22 protein-coding genes and 1 tRNA gene are annotated in these 21,465 nt (G+C 72.1%); 13 read left to right on the forward strand and 10 right to left on the reverse strand.

The features are described from left to right. Nucleotides 1-183 precede the first annotated feature (183 nt). Complete coding sequence (locus QSK26_RS09170) at nt 184-1,122, forward strand: transposase (RefSeq protein ID WP_285774578.1); 939 nt, start codon at nt 184-186, stop codon at nt 1,120-1,122. Nucleotides 1,123-1,141: 19 nt separating this feature from the next. Here the strand turns inward: QSK26_RS09170 and QSK26_RS09175 are convergent, their stop codons facing one another. Further along, nucleotides 1,142-1,957, reverse strand: a complete 816-nt coding sequence (locus QSK26_RS09175; RefSeq protein ID WP_285774579.1) for an amidohydrolase family protein — start codon at nt 1,955-1,957, stop codon at nt 1,142-1,144. A gap of 1 nt (nt 1,958) precedes the next feature. Next, on the reverse strand, nt 1,959-3,254 hold the full coding sequence (locus QSK26_RS09180) for an MSMEG_0569 family flavin-dependent oxidoreductase (RefSeq protein WP_285774580.1): 1,296 nt from the start codon (nt 3,252-3,254) through the stop codon (nt 1,959-1,961). A 497-nt stretch (nt 3,255-3,751) separates the two neighbouring features. Between QSK26_RS09180 and QSK26_RS09185 the strand changes: the two genes are divergently transcribed. Beyond that, nucleotides 3,752-3,825, forward strand: a tRNA-Pro gene (locus QSK26_RS09185). 402 nt (nt 3,826-4,227) lie between these two features. Next, a complete protein-coding gene (locus QSK26_RS09190) occupies nt 4,228-4,671 on the forward strand; it encodes a hypothetical protein (RefSeq protein ID WP_285774581.1) in 444 nt (147 codons plus the stop codon). A gap of 7 nt (nt 4,672-4,678) precedes the next feature. Here the strand turns inward: QSK26_RS09190 and QSK26_RS09195 are convergent, their stop codons facing one another. After that, nucleotides 4,679-5,014: a DUF6458 family protein gene (locus QSK26_RS09195; RefSeq protein ID WP_285774582.1), complete on the reverse strand. Its 336-nt coding sequence runs from the start codon at nt 5,012-5,014 to the stop codon at nt 4,679-4,681. 151 nt (nt 5,015-5,165) lie between these two features. Here QSK26_RS09195 and QSK26_RS09200 point away from each other — a divergent pair, with 151 nt between their 5' ends. From QSK26_RS09200 to QSK26_RS09210, 3 genes are read left to right on the forward strand one after another with little or no spacing between them, the layout of a single operon-like run. Further along, on the forward strand, nt 5,166-5,915 hold the full coding sequence (locus tag QSK26_RS09200) for a hypothetical protein (protein WP_285774583.1): 750 nt from the start codon (nt 5,166-5,168) through the stop codon (nt 5,913-5,915). Nucleotides 5,916-5,918: 3 nt separating this feature from the next. Next, a complete protein-coding gene (locus QSK26_RS09205) occupies nt 5,919-6,845 on the forward strand; it encodes a hypothetical protein (protein ID WP_285774584.1) in 927 nt (308 codons plus the stop codon). Nucleotides 6,846-6,849: 4 nt separating this feature from the next. Continuing rightward, complete coding sequence (locus QSK26_RS09210) at nt 6,850-7,041, forward strand: hypothetical protein (RefSeq protein ID WP_285774585.1); 192 nt, start codon at nt 6,850-6,852, stop codon at nt 7,039-7,041. Nucleotides 7,042-7,158: 117 nt separating this feature from the next. Here the strand turns inward: QSK26_RS09210 and QSK26_RS09215 are convergent, their stop codons facing one another. From QSK26_RS09215 to QSK26_RS09235, 5 genes are all read right to left on the reverse strand, one after another. Continuing rightward, nucleotides 7,159-8,511: an NAD(P)/FAD-dependent oxidoreductase gene (locus tag QSK26_RS09215; RefSeq protein ID WP_285774586.1), complete on the reverse strand. Its 1,353-nt coding sequence runs from the start codon at nt 8,509-8,511 to the stop codon at nt 7,159-7,161. A 3-nt stretch (nt 8,512-8,514) separates the two neighbouring features. After that, entirely contained in the window at nt 8,515-8,709 is a 195-nt protein-coding gene (locus QSK26_RS09220; protein WP_285774587.1) for a hypothetical protein, read from the reverse strand. Next, nucleotides 8,693-8,950 carry a WhiB family transcriptional regulator gene (locus tag QSK26_RS09225; protein WP_502888685.1) on the reverse strand — a complete coding sequence of 86 codons (258 nt, stop codon included), beginning with the start codon at nt 8,948-8,950 and terminating at the stop codon, nt 8,693-8,695. The genes QSK26_RS09220 and QSK26_RS09225 overlap by 17 nt, the downstream gene beginning before the upstream one ends. 29 nt (nt 8,951-8,979) lie before the next feature. Further along, nucleotides 8,980-9,438: an ATP-binding protein gene (locus tag QSK26_RS09230; protein WP_285774589.1), complete on the reverse strand. Its 459-nt coding sequence runs from the start codon at nt 9,436-9,438 to the stop codon at nt 8,980-8,982. A 218-nt stretch (nt 9,439-9,656) separates the two neighbouring features. Then, a complete protein-coding gene (locus tag QSK26_RS09235) occupies nt 9,657-10,475 on the reverse strand; it encodes a SigB/SigF/SigG family RNA polymerase sigma factor (RefSeq protein ID WP_285774590.1) in 819 nt (272 codons plus the stop codon). 282 nt (nt 10,476-10,757) lie between these two features. On the opposite strand from QSK26_RS09235, the gene QSK26_RS09240 reads away from it, so the two are divergent. Next, nucleotides 10,758-11,096, forward strand: a complete 339-nt coding sequence (locus tag QSK26_RS09240; RefSeq protein ID WP_285774591.1) for an STAS domain-containing protein — start codon at nt 10,758-10,760, stop codon at nt 11,094-11,096. A gap of 10 nt (nt 11,097-11,106) precedes the next feature. Here QSK26_RS09240 and QSK26_RS09245 read toward each other — a convergent pair whose 3' ends face one another. After that, on the reverse strand, nt 11,107-11,874 hold the full coding sequence (locus QSK26_RS09245) for a GAF and ANTAR domain-containing protein (RefSeq protein WP_285774592.1): 768 nt from the start codon (nt 11,872-11,874) through the stop codon (nt 11,107-11,109). Between the two features lie 175 nt (nt 11,875-12,049). Here QSK26_RS09245 and QSK26_RS09250 point away from each other — a divergent pair, with 175 nt between their 5' ends. Both QSK26_RS09250 and QSK26_RS09255 read left to right on the forward strand, forming a co-directional pair. Further along, entirely contained in the window at nt 12,050-13,927 is a 1,878-nt protein-coding gene (locus QSK26_RS09250) for a SpoIIE family protein phosphatase (RefSeq protein ID WP_285774593.1), read from the forward strand. Nucleotides 13,928-14,116: 189 nt separating this feature from the next. Further along, nucleotides 14,117-15,283, forward strand: coding sequence for a glycosyltransferase (locus tag QSK26_RS09255; protein ID WP_285774594.1), 1,167 nt, complete (start codon nt 14,117-14,119; stop codon nt 15,281-15,283). A gap of 97 nt (nt 15,284-15,380) precedes the next feature. Here the strand turns inward: QSK26_RS09255 and QSK26_RS09260 are convergent, their stop codons facing one another. Next, a complete protein-coding gene (locus QSK26_RS09260) occupies nt 15,381-16,442 on the reverse strand; it encodes a PucR family transcriptional regulator (RefSeq protein ID WP_285774595.1) in 1,062 nt (353 codons plus the stop codon). Between the two features lie 93 nt (nt 16,443-16,535). Between QSK26_RS09260 and QSK26_RS09265 the strand changes: the two genes are divergently transcribed. The 4 genes from QSK26_RS09265 (at nt 16,536) to QSK26_RS09280 (ending at nt 21,455) form a co-directional block, all read left to right on the forward strand. Beyond that, nucleotides 16,536-17,462 carry a proline dehydrogenase family protein gene (locus QSK26_RS09265; RefSeq protein WP_285774596.1) on the forward strand — a complete coding sequence of 309 codons (927 nt, stop codon included), beginning with the start codon at nt 16,536-16,538 and terminating at the stop codon, nt 17,460-17,462. A gap of 13 nt (nt 17,463-17,475) precedes the next feature. Next, entirely contained in the window at nt 17,476-19,101 is a 1,626-nt protein-coding gene (pruA, locus tag QSK26_RS09270) for an L-glutamate gamma-semialdehyde dehydrogenase (protein WP_285774597.1), read from the forward strand. Nucleotides 19,102-19,225: 124 nt separating this feature from the next. Next, the gene (locus QSK26_RS09275; protein ID WP_285774598.1) at nt 19,226-19,822 is read left to right on the forward strand and encodes a PadR family transcriptional regulator; all 597 of its coding nucleotides are present in this window, start codon (nt 19,226-19,228) and stop codon (nt 19,820-19,822) included. Nucleotides 19,823-19,883: 61 nt separating this feature from the next. Next, nucleotides 19,884-21,455 carry a multicopper oxidase family protein gene (locus QSK26_RS09280; RefSeq protein ID WP_285774599.1) on the forward strand — a complete coding sequence of 524 codons (1,572 nt, stop codon included), beginning with the start codon at nt 19,884-19,886 and terminating at the stop codon, nt 21,453-21,455. Nucleotides 21,456-21,465 lie beyond the last annotated feature (10 nt).

The raw sequence follows: 21,465 nt of genomic DNA on the forward strand, positions 1-21,465 counted from the left end.
GCCCAGGGCGATGGGGTGTGGCTGATGGTGGTCTGCCGCGTTTGTGGCTTGAAAGGAATAGCCGCCTCGTCGTTCTGGACGCCCTGGCCGCTGATTGAGATCTGATGCGAATCGTCGCTGTTTAGGGACCTGCCGGCAGGGTCGTCCACGGGGTTGACCTGCAAGAACGGAAAGGCGGGCCGGGTGACGGCGACGAGCGTGTGGATCGGTGTCGATGCGGGCAAGAGCAGCCACCATGCGGCGGCGGTCGACGCGGCGGGCAAGAAGCTGTGGTCGGTCAAGGTCGGTAACGGCCAGCGGCAGATCGAGGAGCTGATTGAGCGCGCCACGGCCACGGCCGCCAAGACCGGCGGCCAGGTGCGGTGGGCGGTGGACCTGGTCAGCCCGGTCCCCGCGTTGGAGGCCGGCTTCGACTTCTCCACCCGCTCGGCATTGATCTTGGTGTCTGGCTATGGCACGCCCGAGGAGATCCGCCAGGCCGGCCACGAGGGCCTGGCCGCTTTCCTCCATGAAGGGGGTGCCTGGCGCAAGGGCATCGACGGCATGGTCACGACCGCGCTGGCTGCGGCCGGCCGGCAGACGGTCGCGCTGCCCGGCGAGGCCACCACGGCGATCCTGGTCAAGAAGCTCGCCCGCCAACTGCTGGGGCTGGACCGGGAGATCAAGGACACCGACAAGCTGATCGCCCAGCGGTTCCGCACCCACCCGCAGGCGCACATCATCGAGAGCCTGCCCGGCATGGGCCCGCTGCTCGGCGCCCAGTTCGTCGTCGCGACCAGTGGCGACGTGCGAGCCGCCTTCACCCACGCGGGCCGCCTGGCTTCCTACGCCGGACTGGCGCCCGTGCCACGCGATTCGGGCCGGATCACCGGCAACAACCGTCGGCCCAAGCGATACCACCGGCCGCTGCGCCAGGTGTTCTACATGGCCGCGCTGTCCAGCATCCGCGCCGACGGCCTCTCGCGCGCTTTCTACCAGCGCAAACGGGATGAGAACAAGCTTCATACCCAGGCCCTACTCGCGCTCGCGCGCCGTCTGGTCGATGTGCTGTGGGCCTTGCTGCGCGACAACCGGGTCTTCTCCCCGGTCCCGCCACAGCAGGTCACGGCACTTGCCGCTTGACGTGGTCATTGAGATTCCTTTATCCGTACAGCTCGGTGAAGGTGTCCCGGAAGACGCGGCGAGCCAGCTCGCCGTCGCCCACCGCGGCGCTGAGCCGGGCGAACTCCCCGGCGTGGTCGCCCCAGGGTTCGTCGCTGGCGAAGAGCACCCGGTCGTGGCCGAGGCCGCGCCGGTCGATCTCCCGGGCCAGCCAGCGGGGCGCGAACCCGATGGCCCAGGAGAGGTCGGTGTAGACGCGCCTGCCCTCGGCGATCCAGTCGAAGAACCGGGATCCCGCGAGCTTGATGTGGCCGCTGGCGCCGCCGCCGAAGTGCACGAGGTGCACGGCGACGTCGCCGGCGTACCACTCGACGAGGCGGCCCACCTCGTCGATGTCGGAGGCGGCCCCCGGCGAGGTGTGCACGTGCACCACCAGGCCGTGCCGCCGGGCCGTGTCGAAGATCCGGTCGAGGTGCGGGCGGCAGGCCGGGTCGCCCGCCCGGCCGCCGAGGAGGAAGCTGAGCTTCAGCGCCCTGACCCCGCGCTCGCCGGCCAGGGCGAGGGCGGCGGCGGTGCGCTCCTCGTCCTGCGGCCGGGGCGAGACCCACAGGCCACATCGGATCCGGTCGTCCCTGTGCGCGGCCTCGACGCACAGCTCGTTGAAGGAGAAGGCCACCGCCGGGTCGGGCACCCCGTAGTTCGGGATGACCAGGGCGCGTTCGGTGCCCTCCGCGTCCATGTCGGCGATCAGCTCGCCGAGCGTGGCCCTGGCGGTGACGTCGGGGCTGACGGGAGGGCCGCCGTAGAAGGGGTGGGCGGGCAGCACGCCGAGGTGCCGGTGCGCGTCGGCGACCATGTCAGGTCCCCAGCAGTTCGGGGTGGACGAAGTACGGCGCGGCGGCACGGCGCGGCGGGCGGGCCGAGGAGCCGATGTGCCGGGCGAGGTGCTCGGCGTCCTCGGCCACCCCGGAGAACCGTCCCGAGCCCCAGGTGTGCTGCCAGGGCAGGCCGATGAAGTACAGCCCCGGGCAGCTCGTCACCCCCCGTTCGTGCACCGGGTAGCCGGTGCCGTCGAAGACCGGCACCCTGATCCACCGGTCGTCGCGGGCGAAGCCGGTGCACCAGACGACCGACGTGACCTCGCCGGCATGCAGGACGGCCGGCTCGGCGGGCGGCTCCCAGACGGGGGTGTAGCGGGGTTCGGCGGGCGCGGCGATGCCGCGTGCGTCGATGAAGGCGTCGATGGAGTCCTTGATGCTCTCGCTGACGGCGTCCGCGTGGTCGAGGTTGCGGCGCAGGTCGGGCGCGAAGCGCAGGACGCCGTCCTCGACGCCGGTCAGCCTGCCGTACAGGCGCATGCCGTCGCGGGCCAGGGCGCGCAGGTCGATGTCGCGCCCGCCGTCGCGGCCGGTGACGTAGTGGTTGGCGCGGGCGCGCACGGCCTCGTGGTCGGCGAACTCGTGGATGGGGCGCTCGTAGTGGCCCATGAGGTCCAGCCAGGCGACGACGTCCCTGCCCCGGTAGGACCTGGCCACCCTGGGCGCGCCGCCGACGCTGAGGTGCACCCGCCGCCCGGCGAGGTGCAGGTCCTCGGCGATCTGGCAGCCGGACTGCCCGGTGCCGACCACCAGCACGTCGCCGCCGGGCAGCGCGTCCGGACGGCGGTAGGCGGCGGAGTGCAGCTGGGTGACGGACGCGGGCAGCCGCCCGGCGAGCGCGGGGACGGCGGGCCGCTGGTAGGGGCCGGTGGCGACGACCACCTGGTCGGCGGTCACGGCGCCGTGGACGGTGTCGATCCGGAACCCGCCGCCGGGGCCGCGGGTCAGCCGCTCGGCGCCGACGCCCTCGGCGAGCGGCGGGCCGAAGGAGGCGGCGTAGTCCTCCAGGTAGCGCACGATCTCGTCACGCGGCATGAAGCCCTCGGGGTCGTCGCCCCGGTAGGGGAAGCCGGGCAGGCGACACTGCCAGTTGGGGGTGACCAGGCAGAAGGTGTCCCACCGGCGTTCCCGCCACTCGTGGCCGACGCGGTGGCGTTCCAGCACGAGATGGGGTACGTCGCGGCGGGTGAGGCAGTGGCTGACGGCGAGTCCCGCCTGCCCGCCGCCCACGATCACGACGGGATGGTGATCGCCGTCCGCGACCAGCGCGCTCACCGGCCCGCCGCTTCCGTGAGACCGGCCCGCTTCCGAGGTACCGGGGAAACCCGGGAAACCGGGGATAATGGGGATGACGGGGATATCGCGAAATACGCCATGACAGCCTCCCGGAACTTGGTTCCGCCGAGTTCGTCGCCGTCTTCATTCCAAGGAGCGCCCGAGTCGGAGTGGTGTCATCCGGAATAAAAGCCGGTTATCGAGATTTCACTCCGTTTCATCCCGATGACTCACCGTTCACCGGCCGTGGCGGTGCCGGGTGCACGTACTCCGGGCCGGGGCGTGGCGGGGCACGGTGGGTGGCCGGGGTGGCGGGCGAGTGGCCCGGGGCAGGCGAGTGGCCCGGGGCGGGCGGGTGGTCCGGGGTGGGCGGGTGGTCCGGGGTGCCGGTCTTCCCGGGCGGGGCGCGGCGCCGGAGCAACGCGGGCGGTCCGGCGATCGTGGTAGTGTTTTCACAGCGCCAGGGCAAGGCACATCAAACGCCAAGCCAGGCAAAACGGGACGTAGCGCAGCTTGGTAGCGCACCTGACTGGGGGTCAGGGGGTCGCAGGTTCAAATCCTGTCGTCCCGACACAGGATGTGTCGAAGGAGCTTGATTCCCGTATCCGGGGTCAAGCTCCTTCGCCGTTACCGGGCCGATCCGAACGGGCGACGCGCAGGTGCGGTCGGCGTAACCTGGTCGGGGTCTGATCGGGCCTGGTCGGGAGTCCGGCCGAGGGCCGACCGAAGGACCAGTCGCGGGAGTGGCCAAGGGGCGGTCGAAGGACTGGCCGAACGCCTACCGAAGGGCCGGTTGAGGCACTGGGCGAGGGCCGGTCGAAGGGCCGGTTGCGGAACTGGGCGAGGGGCTGGGCGAGCGCTGGTCGAGGGGCTGGGTGAAGGCGGCCGAGGGCCGGTCTAGGGACTGGGCGAAGGTGGCTGGAGGCCGGTCGAGGGGGCGAGCGGGATCCGGGCGGGCGAGCGAGGGAGTGCGATGGGGCGGAAGGCACGGATCGAGCGGGCCGAGTTGGAGCGGCTGGTGGCGGGCGGATGGACGGTCCGGGAGATCGCCCAGCATTTCGGGGTTTCGGAGTCGGGGGTTCTGCAGGCCAAACGCGCCGCGGGCCTGGCCAAGCCGATGCTCGACCACAGCGCGGCGCTGCCCTGGAAGCTCGGCCGCGAGCACGTCCAGTCGGGTCCTGCCACCAACCTGCGCAACCTGTCCGCCGTCGCACAGGGGAGGGCGCTGCCCGCGGAGAAGGTGAACACCGCGCTGCGCTGGGCGCAACGGCTCGTCGACGCCGGGCTGGACGTCGGCTACGACCCGGCGAGCGGCTTCACCGAGATCCCGGTGGGCGCGGAGGGGGTCTCACACGTCCGGACGGTCCTGTCGGCCGCGCGGCGCGCCCTTGAGCCCGGGATCCGCGACGCCGGTTGACACCGGCTCAGATCGGACCGTCCCGGTAGACGGGGCGGGTGGGGTGACCGGGCCGCTCCGGGTGTACGGGCGAGCGGGTCTCCTCGACGTGCGTGGTGCGGTGCACGTGCGGCTCGCCGTCCGCGGAGGGGTCGACGGTGTACATGACATCCGGATCGACGACCTCGATCGTCTCCTCACGGGGTCTGCGCGTGTAGAACAGCGTGATGGCTCCGGCGACGAGACCGACGAGCATGAAGATCCACCCGATCAGTTGCAGGTCGATCCCCGGAACGTCCCACTTGACGGCAAAGGCGAGAATCGCTCCTATCGCGACGAACGCCAGGCTGGCTCCAAAACCCATCTCGGACTCCCTCATGAATCGATGAGCAGCGCCCCTACCCGGGGATCAGAGGGTTACGCACCCTTGACCCCCGGATGACCGCGCCGGTTTCGACCCCTGTCCCTCGGGCAGTGCGCCGGGACGGGAAGACATCGAGACCCGGAGGCAGGACATGTCCACCGAGACCATAATCTGGGTGGCCGTCGTCGTCGCCGCGGTGGTGGCGATCGTCGTAGTCGGCTACGCCGTACTACAGCAGCAGCGCCGTCATCGTCTCCGCGAACGCTTCGGCCCTGAATACCAACGAACACTCGACGAGCGGGAGAACCGGCGCGAGGCCGAGCAGGAGCTGCGTGCCCGCGAGCAGCGGGTCGCCAGGCTGGACATCCGCCCGCTGGACCCGGCGCGCCGGGACGCCTACGCGAAGAAGTGGGCCGAGGTGCAGGAGCGCTTCGTGGACGCCCCGGGCTTCGCGGTGACCGAGGCCGACCAGCTCGTGACCTCCGTCATGGCCGAGCGCGGCTATCCCACGGACGACTTCGAGCAGCGGCTGTCGGACCTGTCGGTCCAGCACGGGCGCACGCTCGGCCACTACCGGGACGCGCACGAGATCAGCGGCCGGGCCGTCCGGCGCGAGGCGTCCACCGAGGAACTGCGGCAGGCGATGATGCACTACCGCGCGCTCTTCGAGGAACTGCTGGGCGGTGAGCCGGTCACGCCCGGCTCGGCCGCCGACCGCGCCTCCGGCGACACGACCGGCGACCGGACCGGCAACCGATCCGAGGACCGGACCGGCGACCGGGTGAAGGACCACGACGACCGGGTGAAGGACCACGACGGGCGGGCGAACGGCCACGACGGGCGGCACGCCCGCACCCGCGGCACGAACGCGCCCGCCGACCAGAACATACGAGGACGGTGACGCATGGTGGACCGGCGACCCGACAATGACAGGAACGCCCGGGTGATGCACGAGGACGAGCTGGTGGTCCCGCGCCGCCGCGAGAGCCCGGACCGTCCAGCCGGCGACCCCGCCGGCCAGACCACCGACAGGACCGACGACAAGACCACCGACAGGACCGGCGACAGGACCGGCGACAGGACCGATCTCCCCGAGGACACCCCGGGCGAGGTCCGCCAGGAGGTCGGCCCCGGCGCCGGGCACACCCCGGGCGACCCGGGCCACGCCCCCAGCCCCACCGGCACCGGCCACCTCCCCGGCGGCCATGACACCGGCACGGGCAGCGGGCACGTCCCCGGCACGGCCGACCGTCTGCCCGGCGCCCCCGGCCCGTTTCCCGGCGACATGGGCACCGCCCCCGCCGCTCCCCCGCCCGGCGAGGTGGAGCCCGGCAGGACCGAACCCGGGATGCGGAAGCCCGGCACGGACGCGACCGCCGCCGCAGGGCAGGAGCCGGTGGACCGGCCGGGGGACGAGATCGTCGCACGGCCCGCCGACACGTTCCCCTCGGCCTCCGCACCGCGCGACGGAATGCCGCGCGACGGAATGCCGCGGGACGGGATGCCGCGGGACGGGATGCCGCGGGACGGCGGCGCGGACCGTGACGGCATGCGGCTCATCGCGCAGGACCCCGACGAGTTGCTGCGGCGCTGGCACGACGTGCAGGTGGCCTTCGTGGACGACCCGCGTTCGGCGGTCGAGCGGGCGGACCGGCTGCTCGACGAGGTCGTCAAGTCGGTGACCGAGTCGCTCAACCGGCAGGAGAAGAAGCTGCACGACCGCTGGCAGGGCGCCGGCGAACACGACACCGAGCGGCTGCGCCTGACGCTCCGCGACTACCGGACCACATTGGAGCGCCTGCTCGAACTCTCCGACCACGGAAAGAGGTGACCCGATGCTCGCGATCATCGCTGCGATCATCTTCGGATTAGGACTGCTGCTCGACCTTCTCGGCGCCCAGCTCGGCGCCGGGATCACCGGCACCACGTTCCTGCTGCTCGGTCTGCTGCTGCTGGCCCTGCACCAGGCCGGCGTGGGCACGGCGAGCCTCCGGAGCGGCGGCTGGCGGACCCGCGCCCGGCGGTGAGCCAGGCCCCAGGAAGGGCCGCCCCCATGACGGGGGCGGCCCTTCCTGCGTACAGCCCTCTGGGCCCGCGGGGTCGCGGTCGTCGTGGTCAGCGCCGCGGGGTCGCGGTCGGCGTGCTCAGCGCCGTGGCGTGGCGGGGGTGGGGTGTTCCGCCCGGCCGGGCTCGGGGCGGGGGCGTTCGGAGCGGGCGGCCTCCTCGAAGCCGCTGTGCGGGGCGGCCTGCGACCCCAGGGAGACGATGTCCCTGGGGAAGAAGAGCGCGAGCGTCCAGTCGCTCAGCACGCGCATCTTGCGGTTGAAGGTGGGCAGCCGCGTCAGGTGGTAGGTGCGGTGGGTGAACCAGGCGAGCGGCCCGCGCAGTTTCAGCCCGTAGATCTGCGCCACGCCCTCGTGCAGGCCCAGGCTGGCCACCGACCCCGCGTAGGCGTGCCGGTAGTCGCGCAACGGCCGCCCGCGCAGGGTCGCCAGCACGTTGCCGGCCAGCGTGTGCGCCTGCCGTACGGCATGCTGGGCGTTGGGCGCGCAGTACTCGCCCGGCCTGGTGAGATCGGGTACGGCGGCGCAGTCGCCGGCGCTGAAGACGTCGTGCCGGCCCTCGACGGTGAGCCGGGGCGTGACCTTCACCCGGTCCTTGTCGTCCAGCGGCAGGTCGGTGGCGCGGGCCAGCGGGTTCGGCCGTACGCCGGCGGTCCAGACGAGGGTCTCGGCGTCGAGCTCGGTGCCGTCGTCGAGCACGACGTGGCCGTCCACCGCGGAGGTCACCCGGGTGCCGAGCCGCACGTCGATGCCGCGCCCGCGGAGCTGCTGGAGCGTCCACCGCCCCATCTCCTCCCCCACCTCGGGGAGGATCCTGCCGGTCGCCTCGACGAGGACCCAGCGCATCTCCCGCGCGAGGCCCCGCGGGAAGTAGCGGCACGCGTCCCTGGCCATGTCCTCCAGCTCGGCCAGCGCCTCCACGCCCGCGAAGCCGGCGCCCACGAAGACGAACGTCAGCGCCCGCCGCCGGACCTCCTCGTCCGCGGTGGACGCGGCGAGGTCGAGCCGGGCGAGCACGTGGTTGCGCAGGTGGATGGCCTCCTGGACGGTCTTGAAGCCGATGCCGTGCTCGGCCAGCCCGGGGATCGGCAGCAGCCGCGACACCGATCCGGGCGCGTAGACGAGAAGGTCGTACTCCACCCGGTAGCCCGGGCCGCGCCGGGGCCGGAAGTCGACGAGGCGCCTGGCCGTGTCCACCCCGGCGACCCGGCCGCTGAGGATCCGGCACCCGCGCAGCACCTGCCGCAGCGGTACCACGAGGTGGCGCGGTTCCAGGTTCCCGGCCGCGGCCTCGGGGAGGAACGGCTGGTAGGTCATGTAGGAGTCCGAGTCCATGACGGTGATCTGCGCCTCGCCCCTGCGCAGCCCGCGCTTGAGCCGCAGGGCCGTGTACATGCCGATATAGCCGCCGCCCACGATCAGGATGCGCGTCATGGCTCAGACTCCGGTCGGATCGTCCCAGCGTTCGTCGGGCGCGCCGTCGTCCGGGCGCGCGTTGGGCGGATCGGTGGCCGAGGGGGTGTGCTCGCCGGCGAAGTCGGGCTCGTCGGCGAGGTCGGGGTCGCGTTCCGTGCCCGCGGCGACCCCGCCGTCCGGTTCCTCTCCGCGGCGAGGATCAGATTCGGGCCCCATGAAGGACTTCCTCTCGCATCGCCCGGCGCTCGCCTTCGGTGGCGCCGCCCCAGATGCCCGCCTGCTGGCCGGTCTCCAACGCGTAGCGCAGGCATTGCCCGCGAACAGAGCAGGCCCCGCAGATCCGGCGCGCCTGCCTGAGCTGGCTCACGGCGGGTGCGGCCCCGATCGGGAAAAAGATCTCAGGGTCAAGATCCCGGCAGGCTGCTTTCTCTATCCATGTACCCATATGAGAAGCCATGGGGACGCATGTAACCAGCGAAAATAGCGCTAAACCTTAAATGCCATCGTGACCGTGGTCCCGCTCGACCCGGTGCTGAAGGCGATTCTGGCGCTGAGCAACCTGGCCACCCACAGCCCCATGCCGCTCGTGGCGTTCGGCGGCGGCGGGATCTGGCCGGGAGGCTCCTCGGGCAGCCAGAGGCCGTCGTCGTGCACGGCGACGACGAGGTGGCCGTCCGCGGGCCAGATCCTGATCATGGCCTTGCCCGCGCCGTGCGTGACCGCGTTGGTGGCCACCTCGTTCACGGCGATGAGGAAGTCGCCGACGAACTCCTCGCCCATGTCGTGCCTGCGGGCGGAGTCCGCGGCGAACTCGCGCGCTCTCGGCAGGTCCGCCAGCCTGAAGGTGTACTCCCTGACGGGCACCGCGGACGGAGGACCGGCGGCACGGTCGGCACCGGAGAGGAGACGCGCCTGCGTTTCCTCCTGCGCCCGGTTCTCATGCACCCGGAAACCGCCTCCCGTAACCACGGGCTTTGTCCGCGTGGACGCCTGGGAGAGCGTCCACGCCCCATTCTTCATCACTTGAGCGAACCCTCCGCCTTGCTTGCTCCCCCGCCGGCCTCAGTCCGTTCAGTGCCCTGCTTCCGGCAGATTACCCGGTCTCACCCTCTTTCGACGGTCGTCCTTCCCGGAGACCGTGCTCAGAGGCGGTTCGGTGCCGCTCAGCGGCCGCTGACGAGCTCGGTGCGCAGCCCGTCGAGGACCTTTCTGAGGATGCGTGAGACGTGCATCTGCGATATGTCGAACTCCGCGGCGATCTCGGCCTGCGTCATGTTGCCGAAGAAGCGCAGCAGCAGGATGTTCTTCTCCCGCGGCGGCAGGCTGTCGATCAGCGGCTTGACCGCCTCCCTGTCCACCAGCGTGCTGAGCGCGTCGTCGTCCTCGGGGATCACGTCCCCGAGCGCGGCGGCGTCGTCGTCTGCGCCCAGCGGCGCGTCCAGCGACAGCGTGCTGTACGCGGCCGAGGCGTCCAGGGTGAGGAGTACCTCCTCGTCGCTGATGCCCATCTTCTCGGCCAGCTCGGCCACGGTCGGCGAGCGGCCGAGCACCTGGCTGAGGTCGGCGACGAGCCGGTTGAGCTCCGAACGGCGCTCCTGGTAGAGGCGCGGCACCCGGATCGCCCAGGTGCGGTCGCGGAAGTGGCGTTTGACCTCGCCGGTCATGGTGACCACGGCGTAGCCGCGGAAGGCGTTGCCGAGCTCGGGGTCGAAGCCGTTGATGGCCTTCATGAGACCGACGTAGGCGGCCTGGAGCAGGTCCTCCAGCGGCTCGCCGCGATAGCGGTAGCGCCGGGCGATCTCCATGGCCAGCGGGCGGTGCATCTCGACGATGCGCTCCCTGAGGCGTTCCCTGCGCGCCTCGCCGATGTCCGCGCGCGCCGCCTCCGCCAGCAGTTCCTCGGCGGTCATCCCGGTGATGTCCCTGGTGGCGGCGAGCTCACTGAAGTCGCCGATCTCGCAGACAGAGTCCTGGGCAGCCATCGAAACTCCTCGATATGGCCGGGCAGGCGCGCTGTCGAACGGGAAACCCAGCAGACAGGACGCCTCGCGCATTCTTCGAGACAAGGCCCGCTGCTGGACCTCAGGCTGGGGAGCATGCCCGGAGAATCGCCAGGCATTCCTCCCCAATCCAGAGTATTGCTGCCTCCCGGGTAACAGTAAGGTTGCCTTGGCTCCGTACGCGGGGCCGGCGCCATGCGCCGTGAGGTCTTGTCGAGGAGGCGCGTGGTGGGAAGGCCGGACAACTCTGCGGAGTCCGAAGCCTTGAGACTGAGCACGGAGACGGCGGACGACCTGGCCGTGGTCCGGGTGGACGGCATCCTGGACGCGACCACGCGGGACAGGTTCGCCGAGCATCTCGCCGCGGTCGCCGCGGAGCACGGTCCCGGCATGATCCTCGACCTGAGCAACGTCTCGTTCATGGACTCCCGGGCGCTCGGTCTCATCGTGCATCACTGGCAGGCCAACGTGACGACAGGCGGCAGATTCGCCCTGGTCGGCGTGCAGTACGCGAAGACCAAGGTGATGTGGGTGACCGGGCTGGCGCAGCGGATGCCGCTCTACGACACCCTGCAGGACGCGCTGGACGGGCTGCCGGACTGACCTCCGGAGGTCAGGCGCCCTCCGTCTGCCCTCGGGGGTCGAAGTCGGCGACGCTCTGGCCGTTCTTGTGCTCGCTGACCAGCAGGCGGGCCAGGTCGGCGATCTTCACCTGGTGGTGCTGGGAGATCCGGCGGAGCTCCTCGAACGCCTCGTCCGCGGTGCAGCCGCTGGCCTGCATGATGATGCCCTTGGCCTGGTCGATGATGGCCCGGCCGGCGAGGGCCTCCTGCATCTGGGCGGCGTCGGTGCGCACCTCGTCGAAGTCCCACATGTTGCCGAGCGCCACGGTGACGTGCTCGGCGAGCATCTGGGCCAGCGACTCGACCGCGCGCGGCGGGAAGGCCCCCGCGCGCACGGAGTACAGCGCGACGAGCAGCAGCGCGGGCTCGGCCGCGATCGGCATCACCAGCACGGAACGGATGCCGCAGCGGATCGCCATGCCCGTGTAGGCGGGCCAGCGGCGCTCGGCCAGGACGTCGCCGATCAGCACGTTGGACCGGGTGGCCCTGGCGTCGTGCCCGGGACCCGCAAGGGGGACGTCCTCGCTCTCGGCGAGCGCGATGAGCTCGCTGTGCGAGGCCGACAGCAGGACACGCTCGTCTCGCCAGAGCTCGGCGGACCCTCCGGAGCAGCCGGAGATCCCGCGCACCAGCGTGGCCACCAGGCCGCGCAGCACGCTCTCGCTGGAGGTCTCCTCACTCACCCTGCCGAGCGCGACGAGATCTCTGACGAGGACGGGGCTGATCAGCCCCGTCGCATCCATGTCCCGAGACGGCACGAACCTTCCTTTCTGCCTCCCGATTGGGAGATGTACGACAAATCATGCCCTGTCAGAGCCCGAGCCAGTATTTGCCGATACCCAAGGTTATTCCCCGGCATCGAAGCCCGCGGCCAAGTGGCGTAGCGTCTACCTCAAGACGCAAGAACGGTCCCATCGCCTTCAAGGACGTGCATTGACCGACCTCAACGGCCTTTCCGCGCTGCAACAGGCGCTGAGCGACCTGACCGCTCGTGTCTCCTCGCTGCGTGAGGCCAGATCCACCTACCCCGACGCCCTCGGTCCTACCCTCGACGCCGCTCTGGTCGAGCTGGACACCGCGGGCGAGCTGCTCGGCTCCGCGCTGGGCGAGCTGCGCAAGGCATCACGGCGCTCGGGCGGGCGGGACGGCGGCGCGCAGCGCGAGCAGAAGCTGATGCGGCAGATCTTCCGCACCTTCCCGGTGCCCGTGGTCATCATGGACAGCGGCGGCGTGGTGCGCAGGATCAACCCGGAGACCTCGCGGCTGCTCGGCAGCCCGGCCGGATATCTCGTCGGCCGGCCGTTCCCGCTGCTCGTCGACGTCTCCAGGCGGGCGGCCTTCCGCTCGCACCTGAGCGCCGTGCAGCGCACGGGGCAGCCCGCGTCGTTCCAGACCCGGCTCGCCCACCAGGGGCGGGCGCACACCGTGCAGCTCGCCCTCACCCGGCTGATCATGCCGGGCGAGCCGCAGGAGATGGTGGCCGCGGTCGTGCTGCCCACCGAGGTGCAGCTGCCCGAGGGGCCCACGGCGCCGGCCGAGCACTCCGACGCGGCGCTGCTGATGGCCTCCGCCCGCCGCCAGGAGCTGATGGCCCGGATGTCGCGGCTGCTGCTCGACCTGGAGAGCCTGCGGCAGCCGGTGGCGCTGGCCAGGGCCGCGCGGCTGCTCGCCACGGACACCGCCGACTGGGTGGTGGTCGACGTGGTACGCACGGGCCCCCTCGTCCGAGCGGCGGTGCACGGCCCGCACGACCAGCCCGTCACCGAACTCGTCCGCGCGGTCGGCGGGATGGACCCGGCCGCGACGCCCATCGTAGGGCAGGTCATCGCGCAGGGGTCGGGAGTCGCCCAGGAAATGGTGGAGGACGAGTCGGTCCTCGGCACGCTGCCCAGCGGGATCCCGGTGCTGCGCGCGATGGGCGCTTCCTCGCTGCTGTGCGTGCCGATCCAGCACGACGGCGAGGTGCGCGGGGCGCTGACCCTGATCAGGCAGAGCGGGCGCGAGCCGTTCACGCTCGCCGACCTGGGGGTGCTCGAGGAGATCGGCGGGCACCTGGGGCTGGCCCTGCACGCCCAGCGGGCCTTCCAGAGCAGGAGCCAGGCGGCCGACGCGCTCCAGGCCAGCGTGGTGCCGACCAGCCTGCCCGACATCCCCGGCCTGGAGGCGGCCGCCATCTACCACTCCGGGTCCGACTCCGCGGCCGTGGGCGCGGAGTTCTACGACGTCTTCCCGGTGCGGGACGGGTGGGGCTTCGCCCTGGGCGGGGCGTGCGGCAGGGGCGAGGAGGCGCCGGCGGTGAGCGCCCTGGTGCGCAACGGCCTGCGGGTGCTGAGCGCGTCGGAGTCCGACCCGGGGGTGGCGATCAGGAAGGTCAACGAGGCGCTGCTGCTCCAGGGCAGCGGGATGTTCGTGATGGTCTCCGCCGGCTTCGTGCGCTCGCGCGACCGGGGCCGCCGCATCCTGCTGGCCTCGGCGGGTCACCATCCGGCCGCGCTCCTCCAGCCGGACGGGAACGTGCGCTTCGCGGCGGGCGGCGGCGTGCCGCTGGGCATCGACGACGAGGCCGAGATGAGCGCCGAGGAGCTGGCGCTGACGCCGGGCGAGACGCTGGTGTTCTACTCCGACGGCCTGGTGGCCTCGCGGGACGAGCGCGGCGAGCCGTACGGCGAGGAGCGGCTCACCGACGTGCTCGTCCGGTGCGCCGGGCAGCCGGCGGCGTCGGTGGTCAAGACGATCGAGGAGGACCGCAGCGCGTTCTCCGGCGGGCGGTTCTACGACGAGATCGTGATCATGGCGCTCCGGGTCGTGTGAACTCGCCACAGAAACGGGATAAATACGACAAATACCGTCCAGATGGCGCGGCGGGTGTTTGCGCGGAGCGCCCGCCGGGGTAAGGTCAAGAACATCTGCGCGTGCTTAAGACACAGGCACACCTGATGGATTGGTTTGGGCATTCCGGTGTTTCCGGATTCGCGCCCAGTTCCTCCCCCGAGGTGTGCCGTGAACATAGCCTTCGTCGCATCCGACGTCATCTCCGCCGAGAGCACCGACCTCTCCGACACCGCTGCCCAGCACGCCCACCTGTATGCGGTGGCCCGGGAGCTCGGCCGAGACCACCGCGTCACCATCTACACCAGGCTCGACTCGCCGGACCGGCGGCCCAAAGCCCGGCTGGCCCACGGCGTGACCGTCGAGTCCCTGCCCGCCGGTCCCGCGGAGAAACTGCCCGAGGACGGCGTCATGCCCTACGTCTCCGAGCTCGGCGCCCAGCTCGGCATCCGATGGAACGCCGAGCGTCCCGACGTCATCCACGCCCACTCCTGGGCCGGCGGGCTCGCCGCCATCGCCGGGGCCAGCGGTCTCGGCGTCCCGGTCACCCAGACCCTGCCGAGGCTCCGCCCCGGCCGCCTCGACCAGGCCGACGCGGCCCGGGTCCGGCTGGCCCGCGCGATGGGCCGCAGGGCCGACGCCGTCATCGCGGGCTCCGGCGACCAGGAGTCCGAGCTGATCCGGCTCGGCGTGCCCCGGCGGAGCATCTGCGTGGTGCCGTGCGGCATCGACGTGGAGCGGTTCCGGCGGCACGGTCCCACCGCCTCGCGCGGCAAGCGGCAGCGGCTGCTGCACATCGGCGGCCTCTCCCCGGACGGCGGCGCCCACACGGCCGTCCGCGCGCTGGAGGGCATCTCCGACGCCGAGCTGCTGATCGCCGGCGGCCCGCCCGCCGAGCAGCTCGCCACCGACCCGGACGCGCACCGCCTGCGCCTGCTGTCCAAGGAGATCGGCGTCGACGAGCGGGTCACCATCCTCGGCCAGGTGCCGACGGCCGGGGTGCCGAAGCTGATGCGCAGCGCCGACGTGGTGCTGTCCCTGCCGCACGACGCCACCGCGGGCGTCGTGGCGCTGGAGGCCATGGCCTGCGGCGTGCCGGTCATCGCCTCGGCCGTGGGCGCGCACCTGGACGCCGTGCTGGACGGCGTGACCGGCATGCTGGTCGCGCCCGACCACCCGGCGCGCACCGCCCGGCTCGCCCGCGAGCTGCTGTCCGACCCGACCAGGCGGGCCGCGCTCGGCTTCGCCGGCGCCGACCGGGTCCGCTCCCGCTACTCCTTCGAGCGGATCAGCCACGAGCTGCTGCGGGTCTACGAGGAGACCGTCGAAGCCCGCTGAACTGCTGCGGGTCTACGAAGAGATCGTCGAAGCCCGCTGAACGAGACCTTTCCCTGGGGAACCGCGGGGCCGTCGTCCGAGGACGACGGCCCCGTTCTCACGCGGACAGGTGCGCCGCCTTGAGCGCCAGGTGCAGCCGCAGCCGCGCCTCGCCGTCGGCCAGGTCGGCGGCGGCCAGCCGCTCGGCCTTGGCCAGGCGGTAGTAGAGGGTCTGGCGGTGCACGCCGAGCTCGGCCGCCGTCTCCTGGGCGTGCCCGCCCCGGTCGAGATAGGTCTCGACGGTACGGGCCAGCTCCGGGTCGGCCAGCAGGCCCGCCGCCTCCCCGGTCAGCTCGCGGAGCTCCTCGGCGGGCAGCCGGGACAGCAGCCGGTAGACGCCCAGCTCCCGCCACGACGCCACCGGGGCGAACCGGGGCACCCGCTCGGCCACCCGCAGCGCCCACAGCGCCTCCCGCCAGCTCCGCCACGCCTCGCCGGGGTCCTCACGCGGCCCGCCGAGGCCGGCCGCCGTGCCGTACATGGCGGCCACCCTGGCCGCGGTCTCGGCGGCGGCGTGGCCGGGGGTGAGCAGCGCGGCGGGGTCGCCCGGCTGGGCCAGCACGCCGCGCGGCAGCGTCCACAGGGCGGCGACCCTGCCCTCCGCGGCGCGCACGGCCACCGCGGTCACCGGCCCGGGCAGGTCGAGCCGGGCCAGCGCGCCGGCCCGCCGCTCGGGGTCGGCGGAGAACAGCTCGCGCAGCCGGCCGCCGAGGTCCTGGCGGCTGCGCGCCTCCTGGGCGAGGGTGGCGGCGGCCCGGCCGACCAGCGGGGCGACCCCGGCCAGCAGGGCGTCGGTGATCGCGCCGTCGTCGAGCAGCCACAGGTACCCGTAGGTCACCCCGCCGTGCCGCAGAGGCACGCAGACCCGGGCGAGCACACCGAGCTCGGCGTCCGCCGGGATGCGCACGGGGCCGGGCGCGGCGGCGATGCCGTACCCCTCGAAGTAGGCGCGCACCTCGTCGCTGGCGCGGCGGCGCAGGATCGACTCGCGGCGCACCACGTCGATGTCGCCGCTCTGCGCGGCATAGGCGAGAAGCTGGAAGGCGCGGTCCTCCAGCGTGGCCGAGGCGCCCAGCAGGCGGGCGATCTCGTCCACCGACTCCTGGAGATCCGCTTGCACTCCCCCATTCTCGTACATCTGTATGAAGGACCGCCAGCCGGACCGTGGCGGTTGTCCATAGAGTGCGCTGACCTGGGCTTTTACGCTTTGTACATGCTCGGCTCTCTGCTTCTCGCCGGATCCCGCAGCACGCTCGTCCGGCGTGCGGTCTCCGGATTCCCGCCGACCCGCAAGGTCGTCGGCAGGTTCGTCGCGGGCGAGGACGTCCCCGACGTGATCTCCGCCACCCGGCGGCTGACCGACGCGCGGCTCGCCGTCACCATCGACCACCTGGGCGAGGAGACCCGCGACGCGGACGCGGCGGCGCACACCGCCAAGGCGTACGTCACGCTGCTCGGCGCGCTCGGCCCGCTCGGGCTCGGCGACCGGGCGGAGGTGTCGGTGAAGCTGTCCGCGGTCGGCCAGGCGCTGGGGGCGTCCGGCGACCGGATCGCGCTCGACCACGCCAGGGAGATCTGCGCCGCCGCGCAGGCCGCCGGCACCACGGTGACGCTGGACATGGAGGACCACACCACGGTCGACTCCACCCTGGCCATCCTGCGCGACCTGCGCGCCGACTTCCCCGCCACCGGGGTCGCGCTGCAGTCCTACCTGTTCCGCACCGAGGCCGACTGCCGCGACCTCGCGGTGGAGGGCTCGCGGGTGCGCCTGGTCAAGGGCGCCTACGCCGAGCCCGCCTCGGTCGCCCACAAGGACAAGACCGAGGTGGACAAGGCTTACGTGCGATGCCTGCGCACGCTGATGGCGGGCAAGGGGTATCCCATGGTGGGCACGCACGACGACCGGCTGATCGCGATCACCGAGCTGCTCGCCGACCGCCTCGGCCGGCCCCGGGACAGCTACGAGTACCAGATGCTCTACGGCATCCGGTCCGACAAGCAGCAGGCCCTCGCCGGCGCGGGCGGCAGGGTCCGGGTCTACGTGCCCTACGGCGGCGACTGGTACGGCTACTTCATGCGCCGTCTCGCCGAACGTCCGGCCAACCTGGCCTTCTTCCTGCGTTCGCTCACCTCCAAGTAATCGAGGTCTCACGATGGATGCCATCAGCAACGTCCCCGCGCCGGTCAACGAGCCGGTGCACGGCTACGCGCCGGGCAGCCCGGAGCGCGCCGCGCTGGAGAACCGGATCAAGGAGCTCGCCTCCACCGGGCTCGACCTCACCATGACCGTCGGCGGCGAGCGGCGGATGGGCGGCGGAGCCGTGCTCGACGTGGTCCAGCCGCACAACAGGGCCGCGGTGCTCGGCCGTACGGCGGAGGCCACCGGGGCGGACGTGCGGGCCGCGATCGACGCGGCGCTGACGGCGGCGCCGGCCTGGCGGGCGCTGTCCTTCGACGAGCGGGCCGCGATCTTCCTGCGGGCCGCCGACCTGCTGTCCGGGCCGTGGCGCGCGACGCTGAACGCGGCGACCGTGCTCGGCCAGTCCAAGTCGGCGCAGCAGGCCGAGATCGACGCCGCCTGCGAGCTGATCGACTTCCTGCGGTTCAACGTGTCCTACGCGCGGCAACTGCTGACCGAGCAGCCGGTGTCGTCGGCCGGGGTGTGGAACCGGATGGAGTACCGGCCGCTGGAGGGCTTCGTCCTGGCGATCACGCCGTTCAACTTCACCGCCATCGCCGGAAATTTGCCGACCTCGGCGGCTTTGATGGGAAATGTCGTCGTCTGGAAGCCGTCGCCCACCCAGCAGTTCGCCGCGCACTTCACCATGCGCCTCCTTGAGGAGGCCGGCCTGCCGCCCGGCGTGATCAACATGGTGACCGGCAACGGCCAGGCGGTCTCCGAGGTCGCGCTCGCCGACCCGCACCTCGCCGGCATCCACTTCACCGGCTCCACCGCGACCTTCCAGCACCTGTGGGCCACCGTCGGGTCGAACATCGCGTCCTACCACGGCTACCCCCGGCTGGTCGGCGAGACCGGCGGCAAGGACTTCGTGCTCGCCCACCCCTCGGCCGACCCCGCCGTGCTCGCCACGGCGCTGATCAGGGGCGCCTTCGAGTACCAGGGCCAGAAGTGCTCGGCCGCCTCCCGGGCCTACGTGCCCCGCTCGCTGTGGACCCGGCTGCGCGACGACTTCGTGGGCACCGCCGAGTCGCTGACCGTCGGCGACGTGGCCGCCGACCTGTCCGCGTTCATGGGCGCGGTCATCGACGACCGGGCGTTCGCCAAGCACAAGGCGGCCATCGACCGGGCCCGCGCGGCGGACGGCATCGAGGTGCTCACCGGCTCCTACGACGACTCCACCGGCTACTTCGTGCGGCCGACGGTGCTGGAGTGCGCCGACCCGACGGACGAGATCTTCGTCAAGGAGTACTTCGGCCCGATCCTGGCCGTGCACGTCTACGACGACTCCGCCTACGACGACGTGCTCGCCCAGATGGAGGGCGTCACGCCGTACGCGCTGACCGGGTCGGTGATCGCCCGGGACCGGTACGCGATCGCTTCGGCCGCCGAACGGCTGCGCTTCGCGGCGGGCAACTTCTACGTCAACGACAAGCCCACCGGCGCGGTCGTCGGCCAGCAGCCCTTCGGCGGCGCGCGTTCCTCCGGCACCAACGACAAGGCCGGATCGATCTTCAACCTGATCCGCTGGGTCAACGCGCGCACCATCAAGGAGACCTTCGTCCCGCCCACCGACCACCGATACCCGCACATGGGCTGACCTCCGGCCCGAAACCGCGAACGCCCGGATCCACTCCCGGATCCGGGCGTTCGCGCGTTTCTGCAAATAGTTGACATCTACTAGGAGAGACCTAGATAGTTGGAACTGACCAAAGGAGCTCGTCGTGGAGAAGCGACGCAAGGTGGCCAATCCGCTCGCGCTTGCGGTGCTCGCCGAGCTGCTGGCGGAGCCGATCCATCCCTACGAGATGGGGCGGCGTCTCCAGGCGCACGGCAAGGACCGCAGCTTCAAGTACAACCGGGGCTCGCTGTACATGGTGGTGGAGCAACTGAGAAAGGCCGGCTTCATCACCGAGCAGCAGACGGTCCGGGACACCCAGCGGCCGGAGCGCACGATCTACGCGCTCACCGACGACGGCCGGCAGGAGTTCTACGACTGGATGCGCGAGCTGGTCACCACGCCGCGGCGCGAGTACCCCCAGTTCGGCGTCGCCCTGTCGCTGCTGAGCCTGCTCTCCCCCGCCGAGGCGGCCGAGCTGCTGGAGCGGCGGCTGGTGGCGCTGTCGGCGGAGGTCGGCGAGATCAACGAGGCCGTGCGGAGCGCCCTGACCAGCGGGGTCCTGTGGGTCTTCCTGATCGAGGAGGAATACCGGCTCGCCGCGCTGGAGGCCGAGCTCGGCTTCGTCACGCAGCTCATCGAGTCGCTCGAACAGCCGGATTACGTCCGCGCCTGGCAGAAGATCTTCGGTAGCCGGACCTGACGGCGCCACGCCCACCGACACCCGGACGGAAACCTTGACCGAATCGTCTGAACGCTCACGCATGCCGGAAAGCCCGCCGCTCCCCCCGCCGCCCCCGGCGGCCCCGGCGCGGCGGCGGCTCACCCGGCGGCGCCTGCTCAAGGCTGGGCTGATCGGGACCTCCGCGACGGTCGTGGCCACCGCCGGCACGATGGCCTGGCTGTGGACCAGCTCCGACGCCAGCACCGCCGGCCAGGTCAGGTTCGTCAACCGGCTGGCCATCCCCCCGCTGGACTCCGGCCGCCTCGACGGGTCCGGCCGCCGGGTGTTCGACCTGCGCGCCGCCGCTGGAAGCCGCCGGTGGCTGCCCGGCCGGCCGACCGCCACCTGGGGGTTCGACGGCGGTCACCTCGGGCCGACGCTGCGCGCCGCGCGGGGCGAGACGGTCCTGGTCAACGTGCGCAACGACCTCGCCGAGACCACCACGGTGCACTGGCACGGCATGCACCTGCCGGCCGTCATGGACGGCGGCCCGCACCAGCCGATCGCGGCCGGCGGCACCTGGCACCCGACCTGGCGGATCGACCAGCCCGCCGCCACCCTCTGGTACCACCCGCATCCCCACGGCCGCACCGGCAGGCACGTCTACCTGGGCATGGCCGGCATGTTCATCCTCGACGACCCGCAGGCCGCGCCCCCCGGGCTGCCCGCCCGGTACGGCGTGGACGACATCCCGGTCATCGTGCAGGACAAGAACTTCGACGGCGACAACCAGCTCAGCGAGTCCACCCCGCTGGTCGGCGGCATCGGCATCCTCGGCGGCACCCTGATGGTCAACGGCACGCTCGCGCCGTACCTCGACGTCGTCGCCCAGCGGACCCGGCTGCGCCTGCTCAACGCGTCGACCTCGCGGACCTACCGGTTCGGGCTGGCCGACGGGCGGCCGTTCGAGATCGTCGGCAGCGACGGCGGGCTGCTCCCCGCGCCGCACACCACCGACCGGGTGCAGCTCTCCGCCGGGGAGCGCGCCGAGATCGTGGTCACCCTGCGGCCGGGCGAGCGGGTGGTGCTGCGCAGCTTCCCGCCCGACCTGGGCACCGACTTCTGGACCTCCCGCGTCACCGGCGGCGACGACACCATGGACGTCCTCGAACTGCGTGCCGCCGCCCGCCTCGAACCCTCCCCCGCCCTGCCCGGCGCCCTCGCCGAGCCGCCCGCACTCGGCGCGGCGGACGGCGAGCCCGACCGCCGGTTCGAACTGGCCGGGTTCGAGATCAACGGCCGGGGGATGGACATGGACCGGATCGACTTCGGGGTGGTCACAGGCAGGACCGAGGTCTGGGAGATCAGCAACGTCGACATGCTGCCGCACAACTTCCACGTGCACGGCGCGCAGTTCCAGGTCCTGTCGGTGGGCGGCGCCGCCCCGCCCCCCGAGCTGCGCGGCTGGAAGGACACCGTCTACACGCCCGGGGACGCGCCGATCCGCATCGCCGTCCGCTTCGGCGGCCACACCGATCCGGACACGCCCTACATGTTCCACTGCCACCTGCTCTACCACGAGGACCTGGGCATGATGGGCCAGTTCGTGGTGACCGAGCCTGGGCAGCGGCCCGGCAGGCCGGCGTCACCCCGCCACGCCGGCCACGGCTGACCGCGGAGCG

The sequence above is a fragment of the Microtetraspora sp. NBRC 13810 genome, assembly GCF_030268685.1.
In the GTDB taxonomy this organism is placed as follows: Bacteria; Actinomycetota; Actinomycetes; order Streptosporangiales; family Streptosporangiaceae; genus BSRQ01.